General features: G+C 64.9%; 18 protein-coding genes and 2 tRNA genes. 7 read left to right on the top strand and 13 right to left on the bottom strand.

What is annotated here, in order from left to right; genetic code table 11:
* The first annotated feature begins 43 nt into the window (after window positions 1-43).
* The 3 genes from cofC to K414_RS0114895 all read left to right on the top strand — a co-directional run bounded on the left by cofC (window position 44) and on the right by K414_RS0114895 (window position 4,051).
* The gene (gene cofC, locus K414_RS0114905; RefSeq protein WP_081701608.1) at window positions 44-823 is read left to right on the top strand and encodes a 2-phospho-L-lactate guanylyltransferase; all 780 of its coding nucleotides are present in this window, start codon (window positions 44-46) and stop codon (window positions 821-823) included.
* Between the two features lie 172 nt (window positions 824-995).
* Window positions 996-3,116 carry an RNA degradosome polyphosphate kinase gene (locus K414_RS0114900; RefSeq protein ID WP_228139401.1) on the top strand — a complete coding sequence of 707 codons (2,121 nt, stop codon included), beginning with the start codon at window positions 996-998 and terminating at the stop codon, window positions 3,114-3,116.
* Window positions 3,116-4,051 carry an NUDIX hydrolase gene (locus K414_RS0114895; protein WP_027496656.1) on the top strand — a complete coding sequence of 312 codons (936 nt, stop codon included), beginning with the start codon at window positions 3,116-3,118 and terminating at the stop codon, window positions 4,049-4,051. The genes K414_RS0114900 and K414_RS0114895 overlap by 1 nt, the downstream gene beginning before the upstream one ends.
* 120 nt (window positions 4,052-4,171) lie before the next feature.
* On the opposite strand, the gene K414_RS0114890 is transcribed toward K414_RS0114895, so the two are convergent.
* The 3 genes from K414_RS0114890 to leuC form a co-directional block, all read right to left on the bottom strand.
* Window positions 4,172-4,867 carry an HU family DNA-binding protein gene (locus tag K414_RS0114890; RefSeq protein WP_027496655.1) on the bottom strand — a complete coding sequence of 232 codons (696 nt, stop codon included), beginning with the start codon at window positions 4,865-4,867 and terminating at the stop codon, window positions 4,172-4,174.
* A 149-nt stretch (window positions 4,868-5,016) separates the two neighbouring features.
* The gene (gene leuD, locus K414_RS0114885) at window positions 5,017-5,634 is read right to left on the bottom strand and encodes a 3-isopropylmalate dehydratase small subunit (RefSeq protein WP_027496654.1); all 618 of its coding nucleotides are present in this window, start codon (window positions 5,632-5,634) and stop codon (window positions 5,017-5,019) included.
* Window positions 5,635-5,681: 47 nt separating this feature from the next.
* Window positions 5,682-7,136, bottom strand: a complete 1,455-nt coding sequence (gene leuC / locus K414_RS0114880; RefSeq protein WP_037219272.1) for a 3-isopropylmalate dehydratase large subunit — start codon at window positions 7,134-7,136, stop codon at window positions 5,682-5,684.
* Window positions 7,137-7,281: 145 nt separating this feature from the next.
* On the opposite strand from leuC, the gene K414_RS0114875 reads away from it, so the two are divergent.
* Window positions 7,282-8,010, top strand: coding sequence for an IclR family transcriptional regulator (locus K414_RS0114875; protein WP_027496652.1), 729 nt, complete (start codon window positions 7,282-7,284; stop codon window positions 8,008-8,010).
* 120 nt (window positions 8,011-8,130) lie between these two features.
* On the top strand, window positions 8,131-8,298 hold the full coding sequence (locus K414_RS29155) for a DUF5302 domain-containing protein (protein WP_158514274.1): 168 nt from the start codon (window positions 8,131-8,133) through the stop codon (window positions 8,296-8,298).
* 91 nt (window positions 8,299-8,389) lie between these two features.
* Here the strand turns inward: K414_RS29155 and K414_RS0114865 are convergent.
* A tRNA-Glu gene (locus K414_RS0114865) sits at window positions 8,390-8,462 on the bottom strand.
* A gap of 99 nt (window positions 8,463-8,561) precedes the next feature.
* Window positions 8,562-8,633, bottom strand: a tRNA-Gln gene (locus K414_RS0114860).
* Between the two features lie 240 nt (window positions 8,634-8,873).
* Between K414_RS0114860 and K414_RS0114855 the strand changes: the two genes are divergently transcribed.
* Window positions 8,874-10,433: a bifunctional 3'-5' exonuclease/DNA polymerase gene (locus tag K414_RS0114855; RefSeq protein ID WP_027496651.1), complete on the top strand. Its 1,560-nt coding sequence runs from the start codon at window positions 8,874-8,876 to the stop codon at window positions 10,431-10,433.
* Here K414_RS0114855 and K414_RS0114850 read toward each other — a convergent pair.
* The 3 genes from K414_RS0114850 to K414_RS0114840 are packed head-to-tail and all read right to left on the bottom strand — an operon-like array spanning window position 10,397 to window position 13,698.
* The gene (locus K414_RS0114850) at window positions 10,397-11,395 is read right to left on the bottom strand and encodes a YihY/virulence factor BrkB family protein (RefSeq protein WP_027496650.1); all 999 of its coding nucleotides are present in this window, start codon (window positions 11,393-11,395) and stop codon (window positions 10,397-10,399) included. The genes K414_RS0114855 and K414_RS0114850 overlap by 37 nt on opposite strands.
* A 46-nt stretch (window positions 11,396-11,441) precedes the next feature.
* Complete coding sequence (gene gltX / locus K414_RS0114845) at window positions 11,442-12,917, bottom strand: glutamate--tRNA ligase (protein WP_027496649.1); 1,476 nt, start codon at window positions 12,915-12,917, stop codon at window positions 11,442-11,444.
* A gap of 7 nt (window positions 12,918-12,924) precedes the next feature.
* The gene (locus K414_RS0114840) at window positions 12,925-13,698 is read right to left on the bottom strand and encodes a fumarylacetoacetate hydrolase family protein (protein WP_027496648.1); all 774 of its coding nucleotides are present in this window, start codon (window positions 13,696-13,698) and stop codon (window positions 12,925-12,927) included.
* A 132-nt stretch (window positions 13,699-13,830) separates the two neighbouring features.
* Here K414_RS0114840 and K414_RS0114835 point away from each other — a divergent pair, with 132 nt between their 5' ends.
* On the top strand, window positions 13,831-15,066 hold the full coding sequence (locus K414_RS0114835; RefSeq protein WP_027496647.1) for an MFS transporter: 1,236 nt from the start codon (window positions 13,831-13,833) through the stop codon (window positions 15,064-15,066).
* Between the two features lie 83 nt (window positions 15,067-15,149).
* On the opposite strand, the gene K414_RS0114830 is transcribed toward K414_RS0114835, so the two are convergent.
* From K414_RS0114830 to K414_RS0114810, 5 genes are all read right to left on the bottom strand, one after another.
* A complete protein-coding gene (locus tag K414_RS0114830; protein WP_027496646.1) occupies window positions 15,150-16,160 on the bottom strand; it encodes a 3-isopropylmalate dehydrogenase in 1,011 nt (336 codons plus the stop codon).
* 43 nt (window positions 16,161-16,203) lie between these two features.
* Entirely contained in the window at window positions 16,204-17,799 is a 1,596-nt protein-coding gene (gene serA, locus K414_RS0114825; protein WP_027496645.1) for a phosphoglycerate dehydrogenase, read from the bottom strand.
* A gap of 184 nt (window positions 17,800-17,983) precedes the next feature.
* Window positions 17,984-18,985, bottom strand: a complete 1,002-nt coding sequence (ilvC, locus tag K414_RS0114820) for a ketol-acid reductoisomerase (protein WP_186439992.1) — start codon at window positions 18,983-18,985, stop codon at window positions 17,984-17,986.
* 62 nt (window positions 18,986-19,047) lie between these two features.
* A complete protein-coding gene (gene ilvN / locus K414_RS0114815) occupies window positions 19,048-19,551 on the bottom strand; it encodes an acetolactate synthase small subunit (RefSeq protein ID WP_008717436.1) in 504 nt (167 codons plus the stop codon).
* Window positions 19,548-21,506, bottom strand: a complete 1,959-nt coding sequence (locus tag K414_RS0114810) for an acetolactate synthase large subunit (protein WP_027496643.1) — start codon at window positions 21,504-21,506, stop codon at window positions 19,548-19,550. Before K414_RS0114810 ends, ilvN begins: the two co-directional genes overlap by 4 nt.
* Window positions 21,507-21,596: the final 90 nt, after the last annotated feature.

Raw genomic sequence — 21,596 nt, 5'->3', positions numbered from 1 at the left:
TCGGAGTCGGCAGACATCGGTGACGCTGGCAGGATCGAACACCATGGGCGCAATTCGAAGCAGCGACGACGACCGCGAGAGTCGGCCGTCCGATGCGCTGCGCCGCGCGGTCGGAGTCGTCATCGCGGTCAAGGACCTGACAGCGGCGAAGTCCCGTCTGGCGTCCGAGTTCTCCGGGGCCGACCGGACCCGATTGGTGCTCGCCATGTTCGTCGACACGGTCACCGCGGCCGGTTCGGTGTCGGTGGTCGATTCGGTCACCGTCGTCACACCCGATCCGGTCGTCGCCGACACCGCGCGACAAATCGGTGCCCGGGTGCTGGACGAACCGTCGGCTTCCGGCGCACGAGATCCCGAAGCCCGTCTCAATGCCGCATTCTCCGCTGCTGCGGCCGCACTGCGAGTCGATCACGCACCACGCGATCGCCACGGGAACCCCGGCGCGGCCCCGGCCGATCGGGTCGACATCGTTGCGCTGCAAGCGGATCTGCCTGCGCTGCGTCCCGCCGAACTCGCGCAGGCGTATGCGACGGCAGTCTCCGGCGGCAGGTCGGTCGTGGTCGACCATCACGGCACCGGAACCGCAGCGCTGATCCTGAAGAATTCTGCCGACGAGCTCGCGCCGCTGTTCGGATCGGATTCCGCACGCCGCCACACCTTGTCGGGAGCGCGACCACTGGACGGCACGTGGCCGGGACTTCGACTCGACGTCGACACCGTCGACGACGTACGTCGGGCTCATCGACTCGGGGTCGGACCGGAGACGACAGCCGTACTCCGCTCACTCGGTTGGAGCGACGAGGAATCCGCAACCACCGCGTGATTCGGTGAACGTGCGAACAAGTTCGGTCATCGGAGTTTCACCGACGGCGGGTATGGGGGATGATCGTGCTGTGAGCACAGACGACGCGCAGCCAGCGACCGAAGATCCGGCGATTCAGACCGCGGACAGCAACGGTGCGGAGCCGGTGTGGAGTGCCCCGGTGACCGCAACGATGCCGAGCATTCCCTCCGCCCTTCCTGCCGCCACTCCGGAATCGGTGGATGCTGCCATGGTGCTTCCCGAAAATCGGTACCTGAACCGGGAATTGAGCTGGCTGGATTTCAACTCCCGCGTTCTCGCGCTCGCAGAGGACTCGTCCCTGCCGCTACTCGAGCGTGCCAAGTTCCTGGCCATCTACGCGTCCAATCTGGACGAGTTCTACATGGTTCGTGTCGCAGGGCTCAAACGCCGCGACGAGACCGGACTGTCGGTTCGATCGGCCGATGGCATGACCCCGCGCGAGCAGCTCGCGGTCATCGGGCAGCGCACTCAGGAGCTCGCTCTCAAACACGCCCGAGTACTGCTCGATTCGATCCTGCCCGAGCTCACGGCCGAGGGCATCGCAATCATCCGGTGGTCCGATCTCGACAGCGACGAGCGTGCGCGTCTGTCCGACTATTTCACCGAACAGGTCTTCCCGGTCCTCACCCCACTGGCCGTCGACCCGGCGCACCCCTTCCCGTACATCAGCGGCCTGAGCCTGAATCTCGCTGTGACGGTGAAGGATTACTCCACAACCGGCGAGCACTTCGCCCGTGTGAAGGTACCCGACAACGTCGACCGATTCGTGCGCGTCAAGCGCGGTGAGGGGAGCCATCGCATCGACGCCTTCCTGTCGATGGAGGAATTGATCTCGGCGCACCTCGACGTGTTGTTCCCCGGCATGGAGGTGGTCGAGAGCCACGCGTTCCGCATTACTCGCAACGCCGATTTCGAGGTCGAAGAGGACCGCGACGAGGATCTCCTGCAGGCACTCGAACGAGAGCTGGCGCGTAGGCGTTTCGGTTCTCCCGTCCGCCTCGAGATCGCCGACGACATGACCGAGCACATGCTCGAACTGTTGCTACGCGAACTCGACGTCGATCCGGGCGACGTCATTCAGGTTCCCGGTCTGCTCGATCTGTCGTGCCTGTGGCAGGTCTACAGCGTCGACCGCCCCAATCTCAAGGACGCTCCCTTCGTCCCGGCAACACATCCCGCGTTCGGTGAGCGCGAAACCCCGAAGAGCGTGTTCTCGACGCTGCGCGACGGCGACGTTCTGGTGCATCACCCGTACGACTCGTTCTCCACCAGCGTGCAGCGCTTCATCGAACAAGCTGCGGCCGATCCGCAGGTCCTCGCGATCAAGCAAACTCTGTACCGCACCTCGGGTGACTCGCCGATCGTCAACGCACTCGTCGACGCGGCCGGGGCCGGCAAGCAGGTGGTCGCCCTCGTCGAGATCAAGGCACGATTCGACGAGCAGGCGAACATCGAGTGGGCACGCAAGCTCGAAAAAGCCGGGGTGCACGTGGTCTACGGCCTCGTCGGGTTGAAGACTCACTGCAAGACCTGCCTCGTCGTCCGCCGAGAAGGATCGGTCATCCGCCGGTACTGCCATATCGGCACGGGCAACTACAACCCGAAGACGGCGCGTATCTACGAGGACGTCGGGTTGCTCACGTCGTCGCCCGAGATCGGTGCGGACCTCACCGACCTGTTCAACTCGCTCACCGGATACTCGCGAAAGTCCAAGTACCGCAATCTTCTCGTGGCCCCGTACGGCGTGCGACGCGGCATCGTCGAGCGCATCGAAGCGGAAGTCGAGCACCTCAAGGCGGGTCGCGCAGCCGGAATTCGCCTCAAGGCCAACGCTCTGGTCGACGAGCAGGTGATCGACGCTCTGTACCGCGCATCGGTCGCCGGGGTCCCCGTCAAGGTGGTCGTACGCGGGATCTGCGCGCTCAAGCCGGGCGTACCGGGCCTGTCGGAGAACATCGAAGTTCGGTCCATTCTCGGCAGGTTCCTCGAACACTCACGGGTTCTGCATTTCCAGGGTGCCGACGAATTCTGGATCGGCAGCGCCGACATGATGCACCGAAACCTCGACCGGCGAGTGGAAGTGATGGCCCAGGTCAAGGATCCGAAGCTGACCAAGCAACTCGGTGACATCTTCGACTCGGCCCTCGACCCCACCACCCGCTGCTGGGAACTGGGGCCGGACGGTGGCTGGGTCGCGTCGCCTGCGCAAGGCGAAAGTGTCCGAGAACACCAGGTGGAATTGATGCGCAGCCGGAGGAATCAGGCGTCCTGATGGGCACTTCCGATGGCTCCCCCCGCGCCAACATCTTCGCGGCCGGATCGATTCTGTGGCGACGATCACCGGAGAACGACTCGGTGGTGGAAGTAGCTCTGGTACACAGGCCGAAGTACGACGACTGGTCTTTTCCCAAGGGAAAGCTCGATCCCGGGGAGACAGCGGTCGACGCGGCTGTCCGAGAAGTCAAGGAGGAGACGGGCTTCGACTCGACTCTCGGACGGTCGCTGTCCTACGTCACCTACCCGATTCCCGGCCACCGTCGCATGAAGAAGGTGCTCTACTGGGCTGCCGAGGCAACCGGCGGAGAATTCGTCCCGAACGACGAAGTGGACGAACTCCGCTGGATCGCACCCGACAAGATCGGCGGCGAACTCTCGTATCCCATGGACCACAAGATTCTTCGACGATTCGTCGCCAAGCCGGCCGCTACGTCCACCGTGCTGCTGGTCCGGCACGGCAGTGCCGGCTCGCGGTCGCGATACAAGGGCAACGACGCCGATCGCCCCCTCGACAAGACCGGTAGACGTCAGGCCGAGGCACTCGTCTCACTGCTGGGCGCGTTCGGCGGTGACTCGGTGTATGCGGCCGACCGCGTCCGGTGCGAACAGACGGTCGCGCCGTTTGCCGAATCACTGGGCGTGCAGGTCGAACCGGAGCATCTGCTGTCCGAGGAGGGGTACGCCGAGGACCCCCGAAAGGGCCGCCACCGGGCTCGCGACATCGCCGAGTCCATGAGCACACCGGTGATCTGCAGCCAAGGCAAGGTGATCCCCGATCTCATGCGATGGTGGGCCGACAAGGACGGCATCACGTTGCCTGCCAACAGAAATCGAAAAGGGAGCGTGTGGGTGCTCTCGCGCCACGACGGTCGGCTCGTCGCGGCCGACCACATCGCCAGCCCGCTACCGAACCTGGTCGCCGACGACTGAGTCGCATCCGAGGATCCTCGGATCACGAACACGGCAGAAGGCCCCGACCGAAATTTCGGTCGGGGCCTTCTGTGGAGTGCGAGAACGGCCCGGTCCTGGATGACCGGTGCCGGTCGAGCGCTACTTCTTTGCAGCGCGCTTCGCGGGTGCCTTCTTGGCCGGAGCCTTCTTGGCGGGGGCCTTCTTGGCGACGGTCTTCTTGGCCGCTGTCTTGGCCGGAGCCTTCTTGGCAGGGGCCGTAGTGGTTGCGGCCTTGCGTGCGGTCGTCTTGGCCGGAGCCTTCTTGGCAGCAGCCGTCGTGGTCTTGCGTGCGGTTGTCTTTGCGGGAGCTGCCTTCTTGGCGGCGGTCTTTGCGGGAGCTGCCTTCTTGGCGGCAGTCTTCGCCGGAGCCGCCTTCTTGGCTGCCGCGGTGGTGGCCTTGCGGGCGGTCGTCTTCACCGCTGCCTTCTTGGCGGCGGTCTTCTTCGCTGCCGCAGTCTTCTTGGCCGGAGCTGCTGCCGAACCGCGCTTGACGGCAGGTCCGGTTGCGGGCAGCTTCTGTCCACCGGCGATGACGGCCTTGAACTGCGCGCCCGGACGGAATGCCGGTACGTTGGTCGGCTTGACGCGAACGGTCTCACCGGTGCGGGGGTTACGGGCGACACGCGCCGCGCGACGACGCTGCTCGAACACGCCGAAGCCCGTGATCGTGACACTTTCGCCGCGGTGGACCGCGCGCACGATGGTGTCGACGATGTTCTCGACAGCCTCTGTGGCGCTCCGCCTGTCAGACCCCAACTTCTCGGTCAGGGCGTCAATCAGCTCTGCCTTGTTCATGGATTTCCTCCGCTATATTGTGGCCCATCGTCGGACCGACTACTACAACGGTAAACCCCAAGTCGTCAAGAGTCTATGCGCCACGCCAATTTTCATTTCGGTGTCGCGGAATGCTTCACGGCCGCAAAGCGTGTCGGACCCCCCGTCCGTCAGCCTTTCGAAGGCTCCTCGATCCTTGCCGGAAGGGTGAGGGGTTTGTATGAAGGCCTTGACTTTTCGTACTCCGTAATGGCCTCTACCTGGCGTAATGTCAGTCCGATGTCGTCCAGACCCTCCAGCAGACGCCACCGCGTGTAGTCGTCAATCGCGAAGCGCACCACCAAGGTTCCAGCCGTGACCGTCTTGTCGACGAGGTCCACGACGAGCTCCAGACCGGGCTGTTCTTCTAAGGCTTTCCACAGCAATTCGACGTCCGATTGCTCCACCTCGGCCGCCACCAAGCCGGCCTTGCCCATGTTTCCGCGGAAGATATCGGCGAATCTGGATGCGATGACGACCCGGAAACCGAAGTCCGACAGCGCCCAGACAGCGTGCTCGCGTGACGATCCCGTGCCGAAGTCCGGCCCGGCCACGAGAACCGATCCGCGGTCGTAGGGCGCGAGGTTCAAGATGAAGTTCGGATCGGACCGCCAACCGGCGAACAATCCGTCCTCGAATCCGGTGCGAGTCACTCGCTTGAGATAGACCGCCGGAATGATCTGGTCGGTATCGACATTGGACCGCCGGAGCGGAACGCCGATGCCTTTGTGTCGAGTGAAAGCTTCCATCGAAATTTCTCCTGTGAGTTCGATCGATCCGGTCGGAGGGCTCGCTGCTACGCGAGATCCGCCGGAGAGGACAGGGTTCCGCGAACTGCAGTGGCCGCCGCAACCAGAGGCGACACGAGGTGAGTGCGACCACCCTTGCCCTGACGCCCCTCGAAATTGCGGTTGGACGTGGATGCCGAACGCTCTCCCGAGGTGAGCTGATCGGGGTTCATTCCCAGACACATCGAGCAGCCGGCCTGCCGCCACTCGGCCCCTGCTGCGGTGAAGATCTCACCGAGCCCTTCCTCTTCGGCCTGCGCGCGCACCCGCATCGACCCGGGTACCACCAGCATTCGCACGCCGTCTGCGACGCGGCGGCCCTCGAGGACGGACGCCACCGCACGCAGATCCTCGATGCGGCCGTTCGTGCACGAGCCGACGAACACGGTGTCGACGGAGATCTCGCGGATCGGTGTACCGGCTTCGAGACCCATGTACTGCAAGGCCTTCTGGGCCGATACGCGCTCGCCCTCGTCGAGCATTGCCTCGGGATCGGGCACGGCATCTCCCAACGGAGCACCTTGACCCGGGTTCGTTCCCCAGGTGACGAACGGCGTCAGAGTGCTCGCATCGATGTGTACCTCGTTGTCGAACACTGCATCCGGGTCGGTTGCCAGTTCGTTCCAGGCGGCCACCGCCGCATCCCACTCTGCCCCCTGGGGCGCATGCGGCCGTCCCTTCAGGTATTCGTACGTGATCTCGTCGGGTGCGATCATGCCCGCGCGCGCCCCGGCCTCGATCGACATGTTGCAGATGGTCATTCGGGCTTCCATCGACAACTTGCGGATGGCCTCACCGCGATATTCGAGCACGTATCCCTGACCGCCGCCGGTGCCGATCTTGGCGATCACCGCGAGAATCAGATCCTTGCTCGTCACACCGGGAGCCAGTTCTCCGTCGACGGTGATGGCCATGGTCTTGAACGGTCGCAGAGACAGAGTCTGGGTGGCCATCACATGCTCGACCTCGCTGGTGCCGATTCCCATTGCGATCGAACCGAATGCACCGTGCGTCGAGGTGTGGCTGTCTCCGCACACGATGGTCATACCCGGCTGGGTCAGACCGAGCTGCGGGCCGATGATGTGGACGATGCCCTGATCGAGATCTCCCATCGGGTACAACCGAACTCCGAATTCCTCGCAGTTGCGGCGAAGAGTATCGACCTGGGTGCGTGAGACGAGATCGGCAATCGGCGCGAAGATGTCGGCCGTCGGGACGTTGTGGTCCTCCGTTGCGATCGTCAGGTCCGGGCGACGAAGGTCGCGGCCGGCCAACCGCAGACCGTCGAATGCCTGGGGGCTGGTGACCTCGTGCACGAGGTGCAGATCGATGTAGATCAGATCCGGCTCACGTGCACCGCCTTCTCCCCCACCGGGGACGACCACATGTTGGTCCCACACCTTCTCCGCCAGCGTCTTCGGCGCTTGTGCTACGGACGCATCGGATTTCGTCGTTTCGGACATCGCTGTCGCAGACCTCGTCTTCCCTGTCGTCGCGCCGGCGGACGGGCTGGTCCACCTCGCGTGATCGTCTCGACATCGTCCCCCGCGGCACGCTGGACTTCTCGCGGTTGTGCAATCTCAGCATTCGGGAGGCTAATATCGTTCTATGAGACAGCATAGCCTGAGCGGCACCGTCGACAAATCGAGCGGTATCGGTGTCCTCGACAAGGCCATGGCCGTGTTGCATGCAGTGGCCGAGACACCCTGCACTCTCAACGACCTGTGTGCCCGCACAGCGCTCCCCCGCGCCACTGCGCATCGGCTCGCGGTCGGACTCGAAACCCACCGCCTCCTCGTGCGCGATTCCGACGGATTGTGGCGCACCGGTCCGGGGCTGGGGGAATTGGCGGCGAGCGCGTCGGATGCTCTGCTCGACGCCGCAGCATCGGTACTGCCTCGGCTTCGCGAAATCACCGGAGAGAGCGTGCAGATCTACCGCCGCGAGGGGACCGTTCGTGTCTGTGTCGCATCCATGGAGCCCCCGACCGGTCTCCGAGATACCGTGCTCGTCGGGGCCCGGCTACCCATGACAGCCGGCTCCGGGGCGAAAGTTCTTCTTGCGTGGGCAGATTCGCAGACTCAACGCACAGTGCTGCCGGACGCCGAATTCGGCGAACGGGTGCTGCTGGAGATCCGCAGGCGAGGGTGGGCGCAGAGCGCAGGTGAACGTGAGCCGGGGGTCGCGAGCGTCTCGGCTCCCGTTCGCGACAGCAACGACACTGTCGTGGCAGCGATCTCGGTGTCCGGCCCGATCGACCGCATCGGACGCAAGCCGGGCGCACGCTGGGCGGCAGACCTGCTCGCCGCCGCCGACGCGCTGCACAAGCGCCTCTGAGCGCCGAACCGAGGCCGATCGAGCGGCACCCACCAAAAACCGGCTGAAGTGACCGCAGAAGTGGAGTACGTTCGTCTCGAACGGCCCACCCGGCCGGTCGCCGACTGCAAGGAGTGCCCCATGTCAGAATCCGGCAGCGAAGAGTTGAAGAAGAAGTTCCGCGAGGTTCTCGAACAGAAGAACAGCAAGTCGCACAATTCCGTCGACCACAAGGACGGTGGCCCCAAGGTGAACAATGCCCACGGTCCGGCCGATCACCAGAAGATGTTCCGCCGCAAGAGCGTCTGACGCGAAGCGATACCACCGCACGACAGCAACGACGGTCACACCGAAACGACAGCACCCCCTCGATCCGGAGATCGAGGGGGTGCTGTCTTCGTAGCCCCGACGGGATTCGAACCCGCGCTACCGCCTTGAGAGGGCGGCGTCCTAGGCCGCTAGACGACGGGGCCAGGAACTTCACCTGCATTGTTGACGCTGTATCGAACACGTGATGCTGAAGTAGCTTAACTGCCTCGGCATCGGCGGCAAAATCGCCGCTCACCTGCTCGCTGGGGTACCAGGACTCGAACCTAGAATGGCGGTACCAGAAACCGCTGTGTTGCCAATTACACCATACCCCAATGGACTTGAATCGAAATACGCATCCGATCGATGTGCACTGCGTTTCGAGCCGGGATAGAGACTATCAAAGGTCACTACCCATTCTCCAAATCGGCTGCTCAGAGCCCTGATAACCGCCCTCGACCGCCCTCGAGGCCCGCTCGGACACCATCGCGTGAACGCAGAACCCGCGCATCGTCGGCCGCAGAGCATGCAGCAGACTTCTGTGTCGTGAGCGTTCTCGAACTTCGCAGACGCCGATGAAGGTGCTGCTCGTTCCCCAGGGCAACCGGGCCGTGCTGATCCGCCTCGACGAGGACGGCTCCCCGTCCGGCGGCAGTTCCGCTGCCGAGGAGGTGACCGACGATCTGGTGGGCTCCGTGGCCGCTGTCGAGCGAGAGCACGCTCCCCGTTGGGTGTGGGAGGACACGAGCCGCATCTACCCGCGACTGCTCGACGGAGGGGTGCGGGTCCGGCGCTGCCACGATCTCGCCCTCGTCGGTGCCATTCTGGCGATGCGAACGGGGCGCACCACGACACCGTCCACACCCGCAGACCTGCGACCCGGATTGTTCGACGCCGACCCGCATGCGGATCCGGTGGCAGTGCTCGCCGACTACCGCCGTCAGAGCGAGGAGATCGGTGACGATCGGGCGCTGCAGCTGTTGGCGGCCGCCGAGTCGGCCGGAGGTCTGGCCGCGGCGGAGATGACATTCGACGGATTGCCGTTCTCGGCCGCTGCGCATCGGCGGCACCTCGACGCGACCCTCGGTGCGAGGCCGGTCGACGGATCGACTCCTCCTGCGTTGGTGAAGCTAGAGAACGAGATCTCGTCGGCGTTCGGGCGCCGCGTGAACCCCGGTTCACCCGCGGAGGTGGTCGCCGCGTTCGCGCGCGCCGGTATCGAGCTCACATCCACTCGAGCACACGTGATCCGAGACATCGACCATCCTGCGGTGCCGCTGTTGCTTCGCCACCGAGATCTGTCGAAACTGCACAGCACCAACGGGTGGACGTGGCTGGACGCGTGGGTTCGCGGAGATCGTTTCCGGCCGGTCTACGTGCCAGGGGCCGTCGTCTCCGGCCGCTGGGCGAGCCGGGGCGGTGGGGGTCTGCAGATCCCGAAACCTCTGCGCGCCAGCGTGATCGCCGACCCGGGGTACACCTTCGTCGCCGCCGACGCCGGCCAGCTCGAGCCCCGCATTCTCGCCGCGATGTCGGGTGACCCACGCATGGTCGCCGCTGCGGGAACAGCGGATCTCTACGCCCCCGTCGCGGCCGAGTCGTTCGACGGTGATCGTGCGCACGCCAAGGTCGCTGTTCTCGGAGTGCTGTACGGCGCGACGTCGGGTGAGGCTCGTGCGTTGCTGACCCGCCTACGCGCCAGATTCCCCGACGCGGTGGCGGTCGTGGAAGAGGCGGCGCGGGCCGGCGAGCGCGGCGAGGTGGTCCGGTCGTGGCTGGGCCGAGCGTGCCCTCCCCCTACGCCGCAGTGGTGGTCCACCGGTGACGCCCACGCGCGTGGCCGATTCACGCGCAACTTCGTGGTGCAGGCGACCGCAGCCGAGTGGGCGCTGTGCCTGTTGGCAGATCTGCGCGGGCGATTGCGGTCGAGCAGAAGTGAGTTGGTGTTCTTTCAGCACGACGAAGTAGTGGTGCACTGTCCACTCGGAGACGCACCGTGGGTGTCCGAGGCCGTTGCTGCGGCGGCAGACTCGGCCACGCGTCTGATGTTCGGCGACACGGCAGTGCTCTTCCCGATGGAGACCAGGATCGACCGCTTCTACGGTGCCCCGGCTGCCGAGCCGGAGTCCGACTGAGCGCTCGGTGGGTCCTCGAACGTCACGTCTATTTCCTCGAACGCGGTACTGCGCTGTGCTTCTGCCTGTCCGGTGTAGGTGAGTTTGTCACCTTCGGTCAGGTCGACGTCGTCGGTGAACGGGGCCAGAAGGGCCCGCGGAAACAGCCTGTCGACACGAACCACGTTGATCTCGATGCAGATCACGATCGATACCGAGGTCACGTACAGAAAGGCCAACAGCCCGAGCACGACCGCAAAGACACCGTTCGTCACCGTCGCACTCGCGGCGACGTACTTCACGTACACACCGCCGAAGGTCTGCAGCAGCTGCCACGTCAGACCGGCCGCTATGGCTCCCGGGAGTACCTGTCCGATCGACACCGCTCGCACTGTGGCGAGCCGAAACGCAACGACGAACACCCCGACGTACAGCAGCGTTCCGATCACGAACACGACGAGACCGGATTCCGGACCGAAATATCCTGCGGCACTGAGCACATTGAGTGCGGTGATCGCCAGTACCGCCAGACCCACGGTGCTCAGCAAACCCAATCCCCGCACTCGGGCTCGAATGGGATCGGGCCGAAGATTCTTCGGTACGGCCCATGCGGTGTTCATCGCGTTCTGCAGCGCAACGGACACGCCGAGTCCGCCGTACAGCGACCCGAGGATACCCACCGTCAGACCGACCGTGCCGCCACCTATCCGTTCGGGACGCCCCAGTTCTTCCCCGATCGCCGGGATCTGACCGAGTGCCGAGTTCAGGATCTGTTGTTGCAACTCCGGGTTGCCCATCAACACGATGCCCAGAATCACGGAGAAGAGCAGCAGCGCAGGAAAGAGCGAGACGAATGCGTAGTACGTGATCAGCGCGGCCAGGTAACCACCCTGATCGTCGACGAACTTGTAGACCACCGCAATCGGAAATCCGAGAACCGGACGCCTGCGCTGCAGTCGATCCAGTCGGTCGGCGACGCTCATGTGCGAAAGTCTCCGACCGACCTCGACGGCCGGCGTCGCACCGCCGTCACGCGATAAGGGTACGTGCGGCGGTCAAACGAGCGAGGGTCCTCTCGCGGCCGAGAAGTTCCATGGACTCGTACAGCGGCGGGCTGATGTGGGAGCCGGTGACTCCCACCCGAACCGGCGCGAAGGCCTTGCGGGGCTTGAGTTCCATCTTCTCGATGAGCGCGTCCTTGAGGGCGACTTCCAGCTCGGCCGTCGACCAATCCGTCACTGCGGTCAGTGCTTCGATGGCGGCGTCGAGTACCGGTGCCGCGTCTGCGCCGAGATTCTTGGCCGCCGCTGCAGGATCGATCTCGAACTCCGCGTCGTCGACGAAGAGGAACTTCAGCAGGCCCCACGCATCCGACAGCACGACGATGCGCGTCTGCACCAGATCCGCTGCGACAGCGAACATCTTCTCGTCGACCGGCTCGGTGAGATGCCCTCGAGCAACGAGGAATTCGCGTAACCGTGCCGCGAAGTCGTCTGCAGCCAACATCCTGATGTGCTCGGCGTTGATCGCGTCGGCCTTCTTCTGGTCGAAGCGCGCAGGGTTGGAATTGACCGACGAGATCTCGAACGCCGCCACCATCTCGTCGAGCGAGAACACGTCGTGATCGTCGGAGATGCCCCACCCGAGAAGCGCCAGGTAGTTCAGCAGCCCCTCCGGGACGAAGCCTCGGTCGCGGTGGATGAACAGGTTCGATTCGGGGTCACGCTTGGACAGCTTCTTGTTGCCCTGGCCCATCACGAACGGCAGATGTCCGAACTCCGGGGTGCGGTCGGCCACACCGATTCGGATCAGGGCCTCGTACAGTGCGAGCTGTCGAGGCGTCGACGACAACAGGTCCTCGCCGCGCAGCACGTGCGTGATCTTCATCAGTGCGTCGTCGACCGGATTGACCAACGTGTACAGCGGAACTCCGTTGCCGCGAGTCAAGGCGAAGTCCGGTACGGTCCCCGTCTTGAACGTGGTCTCGCCGCGTACGAGGTCGTTCCACGTCAGATCGTGATCGGGCATGCGCAGCCGCACCACGGCCCCGCGTCCCTCGTCGAGGAATCCCTGCCTCTGCTCCGGCGTCAGGTCGCGGTCGAAGTTGTCGTAGCCGAGCTTGGGGTCACGCCCGGCGGCCTTGTGCCTCGCTTCGACTTCCTCGGGCGTCGAGAACGACTCGTAGGCTTCGCCGGCATCGAGCAGTTGCTGTACGACAGCCACATGCTGGTCGCGTCGCTGCGACTGGCGGTAGGGCTCGTAGGGACCGCCCACCTCGGGGCCCTCGTCCCAATCCAGACCGAGCCATCGCAGCGCGTCGAGCAACGCTGCGTAGGACTCCTCGGAATCGCGAGCGGCGTCGGTGTCCTCGATCCGAAAGACGAAGGTGCCGCCGTGATGTCGCGCGAACGCCCAGTTGAACAGGGCGGTGCGGACCAGACCGACGTGCGGTGTGCCGGTGGGCGACGGGCAGAACCGAACGCGGACATCTGCTGCTGTGGTCATCGTTGTCCTACTTCTTCGCTGCGACTGGGTTGGTCAAGGTACCGATTCCCTCGACGGTGATCGACACACTGTCTCCGTCGGTGATGGGGCCGACACCCTCGGGCGTTCCGGTCAGAATGACGTCTCCGGGCAGCAGGGTCATCACTGCGGACACCCACTCGATGATCTTCGGAATATCGTGCAGTAGAAGCGAAGTACGACTCTGCTGCTTGACGACGCCGTCGACCTCGGTCTTGATCTCGAGGTCTGAAGGATCGAGGGACGTCTCGATCCACGGCCCGAGGGGGCAGAACGTGTCGTGCCCCTTCGCCCGGGTCCATTGCCCGTCGTGCTTCTGATGGTCGCGTGCCGAGACGTCGTTGGCGACGGTGTATCCGAGCACCACGTCGTACGCCTTGGAGGCGGGCACGTCCTTGCACGGACGACCGATCACGATGGCGAGTTCGCCTTCGTAGTGCACCTCGTTCGACGACGGAGGCAGCACGATGGCCGCACCCGGACCGACGATGGAGGTGTTCGGCTTGATGAAAATGACGGGAGTCTCCGGTGCTTCACCACCCATCTCGGCGGCGTGCGCGGCGTAGTTCTTACCGATGGCGATCACCTTGCTGGCGAGGATCGGTGCGAGCAGTCGCACGTCGGCCAGTGGCCACGATCGACCCGTGAACGTCGGTGTGCCGAAAGGATGTTCGGCAATTTCCTTCGCCGTCCGGGCATCCCCCTCACCTTCGATACTCACGAATGCCACACCATCAGGACTTGCAATTCGACCGAGACGCATGTCGAAAGTCTATCGACCGCCATTCTCCGCACGCCGATGCCGTCCTGTCCGTCGATCTTTCGCCGGTGTAATGTTTCGATCTGCATCCAGATAGCAAGATTACGTGTTCACATAGTGAGACGAGAGGCCGGAATGAGCGCCACGAAGCAGCTGTCCAGTATCGGCGAGACGCGACGGTGGTTCATGCTCGTGCTCGGGATGCTCGCGCAGACTGCCGGTGCCGTCTGCATCAACGGTGCTGCATTTCTCATTCCCGCCCTGCACGACGACCGGGGACTCGGACTTGCGACTGCAGGATTCGTGGTTGCGATGCCCACCGTGGGCATCATGCTGACCCTCATCGCATGGGGCGTGCTCGTCGACCGCATCGGCGAACGTCTCGTTCTGGTGATCGGGCTCGGGCTCACCGCTGCCGCGAGCCTGGCTGCGGTGGTCAGCACGTCCATTCCGGCGCTCGCCGCCCTGCTGTTGATCGGCGGTATGTCTGCGGCCAGCGCGAACAGCGCGAGCGGACGCGTCGTGGTGGGCTGGTTTCCGCCGCACCGTCGTGGGCTGGCCATGGGCATCAGACAGATGTCGGTTCCCCTCGGCGTGGCCGTCGCGGCACTGACCATCCCGCCTGTCGCACGTGACCACGGAGTCGGCGCGGCCCTGCTCGTGCCCGCTGCCGTCTGCGCTGCGAGCGCTCTGCTGTGCCTGGCCGTGGTCGACCCTCCCCGTCCGAACCGCACCGATGCGGCGGCGCAGGGTCTGCTCGACAATCCGTACCGCAACAGCAGCCAACTGTGGCGCATTCACGCCACGTCCATCCTGTTGGTGGTGCCGCAGTACGTGGTGTGGACGTATGCGCTCGTGTGGCTGATGACCGACCGAGGGTGGACGGCCGCGGCCGCGGGTGTCCTCGTCACGCTGACCCAGATTCTCGGCGCACTGGGTCGGATGAGCGTGGGCGCGCTGTCCGATCGTGTCGGTAGCCGCATGCGGCCTTTGCGGTGGGTGGCCGTGACGGCCGCTGCCAGCATGCTCGGGCTCGGCATCGCCGACTGGTTCGACTCCCCCGCCGCCATCGTCCTGCTCGTCGTCGCGTCCGTTGCCACCGTTGCCCCGAACGGCCTCGCGTTCACTGCTGTCGCGGAAATCTCGGGACCGTATTGGAGCGGACGCGCTCTCGGGGTACAGAACACGAGTCAGTACGTGTTCGCCTCGGCTGTGCCGCCGGTGTTCGGGGCGATCGCGGCCATCAGCTTCCCCGTGGCGTTCCTGGTGTCGGCGGTCTTTCCCGCGCTCTCCGTACCGATCGTGCCCGACGATCCGGCACCCGAGCCCACGGACGAGACGTCCGACGCCGGTGCAGACCGCGCCCGCTGACGTGCCTAAGGGGTGACCTGCCCGTGATACACGACATGCCACGGTGGGCTGTCGGCCCACCGTGGCATGTCGTGGCGTGAGAGTTACAGGCGAGCGGCGATCCGAGCGCCGATCTCTTTCGTCGAAACGGTCGTGGTTCCCCGCTCGGCGAGATCCGCTGCGACAGCGGCTTCTACTCGCGCGGCCCCCGCCGCGTCGCCGAGATGATCGAGTAGCAAGGACACCGACAGGATGGCAGCGGTCGGATCGGCCTTCTGCTGTCCCGCGATGTCGGGCGCACTACCGTGCACCGGCTCGAACATGCTGGGGTTGGTACCGGTGGCGTCGATGTTTCCACTTGCGGCCAAACCGATTCCGCCGGTGACGGCAGCCGAGAGGTCGGTCACGATGTCGCCGAACAGATTGTCGGTGACGATCACGTCGAACCGGCCGGGATCGGTGACGAGGTGAATCATGGCGGCATCGATGTGCTGATACGCGACCTCGACGTCCGGGAAGTCCGCCGAAACTGCCTCGACCGTGCGGGCCCACAGGCTACCGGCGAACGTGAGCACGTTGGTCTTGTGCAACAGCGTCAGGTGCTTCCTGCGGGTCAGCGCCCGCTCGAAACCGTTGCGCACCACGCGCTCCACTCCGTAGCGAGTGTTGACGCTGACCTCGGTGGCCACCTCGTGCGGTGTACCGACGCGCAGTGCACCACCGTTGCCGGTGTACGGCCCCTCGGTACCCTCCCGAACGACGACGACATCGATCTGCTTGTCCCCGGCCAGCGGACCGACCACGCCCGGGTACAACTTGGCCGGCCGCAGATTGATGTGGTGATCGAGCTCGAATCGCGCCCGCAGCAACAGCCCACGCTCGAGCACACCACTGGGCACCGACGGATCGCCGATGGCTCCCAACAGAATTGCGTCGTGCTCACGCAGTTCTGCCAACACCGAATCCGGCAGCAACTCTCCGGTGGCGTTGTAGCGCCGCGCCCCGAGGTCGTACTCGGTCTTCTCGGCTCCGGGTGCGACCACGTCGAGAACGGCAAGCGCTTCGGCGACGACCTCCGGTCCGATTCCGTCCCCGGCGATGACGGCCAGCTTCATTTCACTCCTCGTAGTTCGTGTCGGTCCGATCGGCTGCGAGCGATCAGGACAGGTCGACCAGCTCGATGGTGGACGCACCCACAGCGGTGGCGATGCTCGCACTGAGCTCTGCCGGAACGTCCTTGTCGACGCGCAGCAGAATCGTTGCGCCGTCACCCTCGGAGTCCTGGCTCAGTGCTGCGGCCTGGATGTCGATTCCGGCGTCGCCGAGCAGAGTGCCGATTCGACCCAGGCTGCCGGGCTGATCCGCGTAGTTGACGATGAGGTTCTTGCCCTCGGCGCGGAGGTCGAAGTTGCGGCCGTTGATGTTGACGATCTTCTCGACCTGCGAGGTGCCCGTCAATGTGCCGGCAACGTTGAGGACCGATCCGTCACCGTAGACGGCGCGAATGTCGACGACACTGCGGTGATTCTCGCTCTCGGGAGCGGTGGTCACTTCTGCTGTGACACCGCGCTCCTCGGCGAGCGACGGAGCGTTGACGAACGTGACCGAATCCTCGATGACGGCCGAGAACAGTCCGCGCAACGCGGACAGTTTCAGGATCTGCACGTCCTCGCTCGCGAGTTCGCCGCGAACGTCCACCGACAACGAGGTGGGCAGCTCGTCGGACAAGGCTCCGAGCAGCACACCCTGCTTACGTACGATTTCGAGCCATGGCGATACCTCTTCGCCGACGGCCCCACCCTTGACGTTGACCGCGTCGGGCACGAATTCGCCTGCGAGAGCCAGCAATACGGACTTGGCCACATCGGTGCCCGCTCGGTCCTGCGCTTCGGTGGTCGATGCCCCGAGGTGGGGAGTGACGACGACCTGCGGCAGCTCGAACAACGGGCTGTCGGTGCACGGCTCGGAGGCGTAGACGTCGATGCCCGCGGCGAACACGTGACCGGAGGTGATGGCGTCGGCCAGTGCCTGCTCGTCGACCAGTCCACCGCGTGCGGCGTTGACGACGATGACCCCGGGCTTGGTCTTGGCGAGGGCTTCCTTGCCGATGATGCCCTTGGTCTCCGGCGTCTTCGGCAGGTGCACCGAGAACATGTCGGCCCGCTCGAGCAGCTCGTCCAGGCTCACCAGTTCGATACCGAGCTGCGCCGCGCGCGCTGCCGAGACGTAGGGGTCGTACGCGATGATGTGGGTCTCGAACGCGGCCAGACGCTGCGCGAACAGCTGGCCGATACGGCCGAGTCCGACGACGCCGACGGTCTTGCCGAAGATCTCGACACCGTTGAACTTGCTGCGCTTCCACTCGTGCTGACGCAGGGTGGCGTCGGCAGCCGGGATCTGGCGCGCGGCCGCGAGAAGCAACGTCACCGCATGCTCGGCGGCCGTGTGGATGTTGGAGGTCGGTGCGTTGACGACGAGGACGCCGCGCTCGGTGGCTGCGGGCACGTCGACGTTGTCCAGGCCGACACCGGCGCGGGCGACGATCTTGAGGTTGGTCCCGGCAGCGAGCACCTCGGCGTCGACCGTGGTCGCGGACCGCACGAGAATGGCGTCGGCCTCGGGAACTGCAGCGAGCAACGCGGGGCGATCCGGACCGTCGACCCAGCGAACCTCGACGCCGTCGCCCAGTGCCTCGACGGTGGACGGCGCAAGTTTGTCGGCGATCAGAACGACAGGACGGCCTGGCTGGCTCACGTGAAAAACTCCCTATATCGGTTCGAGACGTGGTCGGAAAAATTCGGCGGGCTGTGCAGCACGAACAGTTTAGAGGTCCGAGACGTCAGACGGTGACGCCACCGGACTCACGCACCGAAGGGCACCCCCGGCAATCCAGGGGTGCCCTTCGATCAGATTGCGTGACAACGCGATTCGATGAGAATCAGGCCGTCTCGGTGATCGGGCGGTCGACCCAGCTCATGAGGTCGCGCAGCTTCTTGCCGGTGACCTCGATGGGGTGCTCGGCGTTGGCCTTGCGCAGGCCTTCGAGCTCGGTGTTGCCGTTCTCGACGTTGGCGACGAGGCGACGGGTGAATTCGCCCGACTGGATGTCGGCCAGGATGGCCTTCATGCGTTCCTTGGTGCCTGCGTCGATGACGCGCGGTCCGGAGAGGTACCCACCGAACTCCGCGGTGTCGGACACCGAGTAGTTCATGCGGGCGATGCCGCCCTCGTACATGAGGTCGACGATGAGCTTGAGCTCGTGCAGCACCTCGAAGTACGCCATCTCGGGTGCGTAGCCGGCCTCGACCATGACCTCGAAGCCCGTCTTGACGAGTTCTTCGGTGCCGCCGCACAGCACGGCCTGCTCACCGAACAGGTCGGTCTCGGTCTCTTCCTTGAACGTGGTCTTGATGACGCCTGCGCGGGTGCCGCCGATGCCCTTGGCCCACGACAGCGCGAGGGCCTGGCCCTCACCCTTCGGGTCCTGGTCGATGGCGATGAGCGCGGGAACACCCTTGCCGTCGACGAACTGACGACGCACGAGGTGGCCGGGGCCCTTGGGGGCAACCATGCCGACGGTCACGAACTCCGGAGCCTTGATCAGGTCGAAGTGAATGTTGAGGCCGTGGCCGAAGAACAGCGCGTCGCCGTCCTTCAGGTTGGGCTCGATCTCCTCGGAGAAGATCTTGGCCTGAGCGGTATCGGGTGCGAGCACCATGATCACGTCGGCCCACTCGGACACCTCTGCGGGAGTTCCGACCTTCAGGCCCTGCTCCTCCGCCTTGGCGCGGGACTTCGAGCCTGACGCCAGGCCGATGCGAACATCGACGCCGGAGTCGCGCAGGCTGAGCGAGTGCGCGTGGCCCTGGCTTCCGTAGCCGATCACAGCGACCTTGCGGCCCTGGATGATCGACAGATCAGCATCGTCGTCGTAGAACATCTCGACTGCCACTGGTTGTTACCTTTCCTCTTGGGTTTTACGCATGTTCGTCACCGGGGCCGCTAACGCGACGCAGTGATCGATTTCGGTCCACGTCCGACGGCAACGACTCCCGACTGAACTATTTCTCGAATTCCATAGGGGTCCAACATCTTCAGCAACGCGTCGAGCTTGGAGCGGGTGCCCGTCGCCTCGACCGTCACCGCCTCGGGAGAGACGTCGATGACCTTGGCGCGGAACAAATTCACCGTTTCGATGACCTCGCTCCGAACGCTGGCATCGGCGCGGACCTTGATCAGGACCAACTCGCGCGCCACCGAGGAATCGTCGTCCTGCTCGACGATCTTGATGACATTGATCAGCTTGTTGAGCTGCTTGGTCACCTGCTCGAGCGGGAACTCGTCGACCGTCACCACGATCGTCATGCGCGAGATATCGGGAATCTCGGTGCCGCCGACCGCGAGTGAGGAGATGTTGAAGCCGCGGCGCGAGAACAACGCGGCCACGCGCGCCAACACACCTGGCTTGTCCTCGACGAGAACGCTGAGGGTATGGCTCGTGCTCACAGGTCCGTGCCTTTCGCGTCGTTGTTCATCGGGTGCGGCGCCTGCTCGCGCTCCATCGCGTCGTCGAGTCCTGGCTCACTGCCCACGGTCTCGTCCTCGTCGAACAGCGGACGGATGCCGCGGGCGGCCATGATCTCGTCGTTACCCGTTCCGGCGGCCACCATCGGCCACACCTGGGCGTCGGCACCGACGATGAAGTCGATGACGACCGGACGATCGTTGATGGCGCGTGCCTGAGCGATCACCGCATCCACGTCCTCTTCCCGCTCGCATCGCAAACCGACGCAGCCCAAAGCCTCGGCCAGCTTGACGAAATCGGGGATGCGCACGGCACCGTGAGTTCCGAGATTGGTGTTGGAGTAGCGCTCCTCGTAGAACAGGGTCTGCCACTGCCGAACCATGCCGAGGTTGCCGTTGTTGATGAGCGCGACCTTGATCGGGATTCCCTCGACCGCGCAGGTAGCAAGCTCCTGGTTGGTCATCTGGAAGCAGCCGTCGCCGTCGATCGCCCACACCTCGGCGTCGGGCAGGCCCATCTTGGCTCCCATGGCGGCCGGAACCGCGTACCCCATCGTGCCCAGACCACCGGAGTTGAGCCACGTGCGCGGCTTCTCGTAGTTGATGAACTGCGCGGCCCACATCTGGTGCTGGCCGACGCCGGCGCAGTAGATCGCGTCGGGACCGGCGAACTTGCCGACCGAGGAAATGACGAACTCGGGAGACATGGAACCGTCGGACGGACGGTCGTAGCTCAACGGGTACGTCTTGCGGATGCCGTCGAGGTAGACCCACCACTGCTCGAGGTCGAGAGTCGTTCCGGTGGCGCGATCGGCCCGCAGGGCCTCGATCAGCTCGGTGATGACCTCGCCGCAGTCGCCCACGATCGGCACGTCCGCGTATCGGTTCTTGCCGATCTCGGCCGGGTCGATGTCGGCGTGGATGACCTTGGCATCGGGAGCGAAGGACGAGAGCTGACCGGTGACGCGGTCGTCGAACCGGGCACCGAGCGTGATCAGCAGGTCGCTGCGCTGCAGAGCGGCGACCGCCGCGACGGTGCCGTGCATACCGGGCATGCCCAGGTTCAGCTGGTGGGTGTCGGGAAATGCCCCGCGCGCCATCAGCGTCGTGACGACCGGGATGCCGGTCAGTTCTGCGAGCTCGAGCAGTTCTGCCGAGGCGTTGGCCTTGATGACGCCGCCACCGACGTACAGCACCGGCTGCTTGGCATCGGCGATGTAGCGTGCCGCTTCGCGAACCTGCTTGCCGTGCGGCTTGGTGACCGGGCGGTAGCCGGGCAGACGCATTTCCGGCGGCCACGAGAACGTGGTCTGCGCCTGCAGTACATCCTTCGGGATGTCGACGAGGACGGCACCGGGACGACCCGACGCGGCGATGTAGAACGCCTCGGCCATGATGCGCGGGATGTCCGCACCGTCGGTGATCAGGAAGTTGTGCTTGGTGATGGGCATCGTGATACCCGAGATGTCGGCTTCCTGGAACCCATCGGTACCGATGAGGCTGCGGGCGACCTGACCGGTGATCGCGACGATGGGAACCGAGTCCATCTGCGCGTCGGCCAACGGGGTGACGAGGTTGGTCGCGCCCGGGCCGGACGTCGCCATGCAGACGCCGACCTTGCCGGTCGCCTGGGCGTAGCCGGTGGCGGCATGACCCGCACCCTGCTCGTGGCGAACGAGCACGTGGCGCACCTTGACGGAGTCGAAGAGCGGGTCGTAGACCGGGAGAACCGCGCCACCGGGAATGCCGAATACGGTGTCGACGTCGAGTTCTTCGAGAGCTCGTACGACCGACTGTGCGCCGCTGACCTTCTCGGGTGCGACGTGGCGTCGCGATTCGTTGGTCGCCGCGTCTGCGGACGGGTTGCTGGTCGACGGGCTCGTGGCTGTCCCCGACTTACGTGTCGTGGGCCCTGGGCGTGCGGTTGGTGCGCTCACTGATTGCTTCCTCAGGAATGTGAAATTGCTGGGCGATCTCTGGGCAAGAAAAAACCCCCGTCAGCGTGAGCTGTACGAGGGTGGCGCGTC

Source organism: Rhodococcus sp. JG-3, assembly GCF_000482405.1.
GTDB lineage: Bacteria > Actinomycetota > Actinomycetes > Mycobacteriales > Mycobacteriaceae > Rhodococcoides > Rhodococcoides fascians.
The sequence above is the reverse complement of the archived record's forward strand: the minus strand, read 5'-3'. Positions and strand labels throughout refer to the sequence as shown.

Bases quoted from the DNA above. Each gene is read 5' to 3' on its own strand.
- leuD (WP_027496654.1), bottom strand. From the start codon at position 5,634: ATGGAAGCTTTCACTCGACACAAAGGCATCGGCGTTCCGCTCCGGCGG.
- K414_RS0114830 (WP_027496646.1), bottom strand. From the start codon at position 16,160: ATGAAGCTGGCCGTCATCGCCGGGGACGGAATCGGACCGGAGGTCGTC.
- K414_RS0114900 (WP_228139401.1), top strand. From the start codon at position 996: ATGCCGAGCATTCCCTCCGCCCTTCCTGCCGCCACTCCGGAATCGGTG.
- K414_RS0114835 (WP_027496647.1), top strand. From the start codon at position 13,831: ATGAGCGCCACGAAGCAGCTGTCCAGTATCGGCGAGACGCGACGGTGG.
- K414_RS0114840 (WP_027496648.1), bottom strand. From the start codon at position 13,698: ATGCGTCTCGGTCGAATTGCAAGTCCTGATGGTGTGGCATTCGTGAGT.
- ilvC (WP_186439992.1), bottom strand. From the start codon at position 18,985: ATGTTCTACGACGACGATGCTGATCTGTCGATCATCCAGGGCCGCAAG.
- K414_RS29155 (WP_158514274.1), top strand. From the start codon at position 8,131: ATGTCAGAATCCGGCAGCGAAGAGTTGAAGAAGAAGTTCCGCGAGGTT.
- gltX (WP_027496649.1), bottom strand. From the start codon at position 12,917: ATGACCACAGCAGCAGATGTCCGCGTTCGGTTCTGCCCGTCGCCCACC.
- K414_RS0114875 (WP_027496652.1), top strand. From the start codon at position 7,282: ATGAGACAGCATAGCCTGAGCGGCACCGTCGACAAATCGAGCGGTATC.
- K414_RS0114895 (WP_027496656.1), top strand. From the start codon at position 3,116: ATGGGCACTTCCGATGGCTCCCCCCGCGCCAACATCTTCGCGGCCGGA.
- cofC (WP_081701608.1), top strand. From the start codon at position 44: ATGGGCGCAATTCGAAGCAGCGACGACGACCGCGAGAGTCGGCCGTCC.
- leuC (WP_037219272.1), bottom strand. From the start codon at position 7,136: ATGTCCGAAACGACGAAATCCGATGCGTCCGTAGCACAAGCGCCGAAG.
- K414_RS0114855 (WP_027496651.1), top strand. From the start codon at position 8,874: ATGAAGGTGCTGCTCGTTCCCCAGGGCAACCGGGCCGTGCTGATCCGC.
- K414_RS0114890 (WP_027496655.1), bottom strand. From the start codon at position 4,867: ATGAACAAGGCAGAGCTGATTGACGCCCTGACCGAGAAGTTGGGGTCT.
- K414_RS0114850 (WP_027496650.1), bottom strand. From the start codon at position 11,395: ATGAGCGTCGCCGACCGACTGGATCGACTGCAGCGCAGGCGTCCGGTT.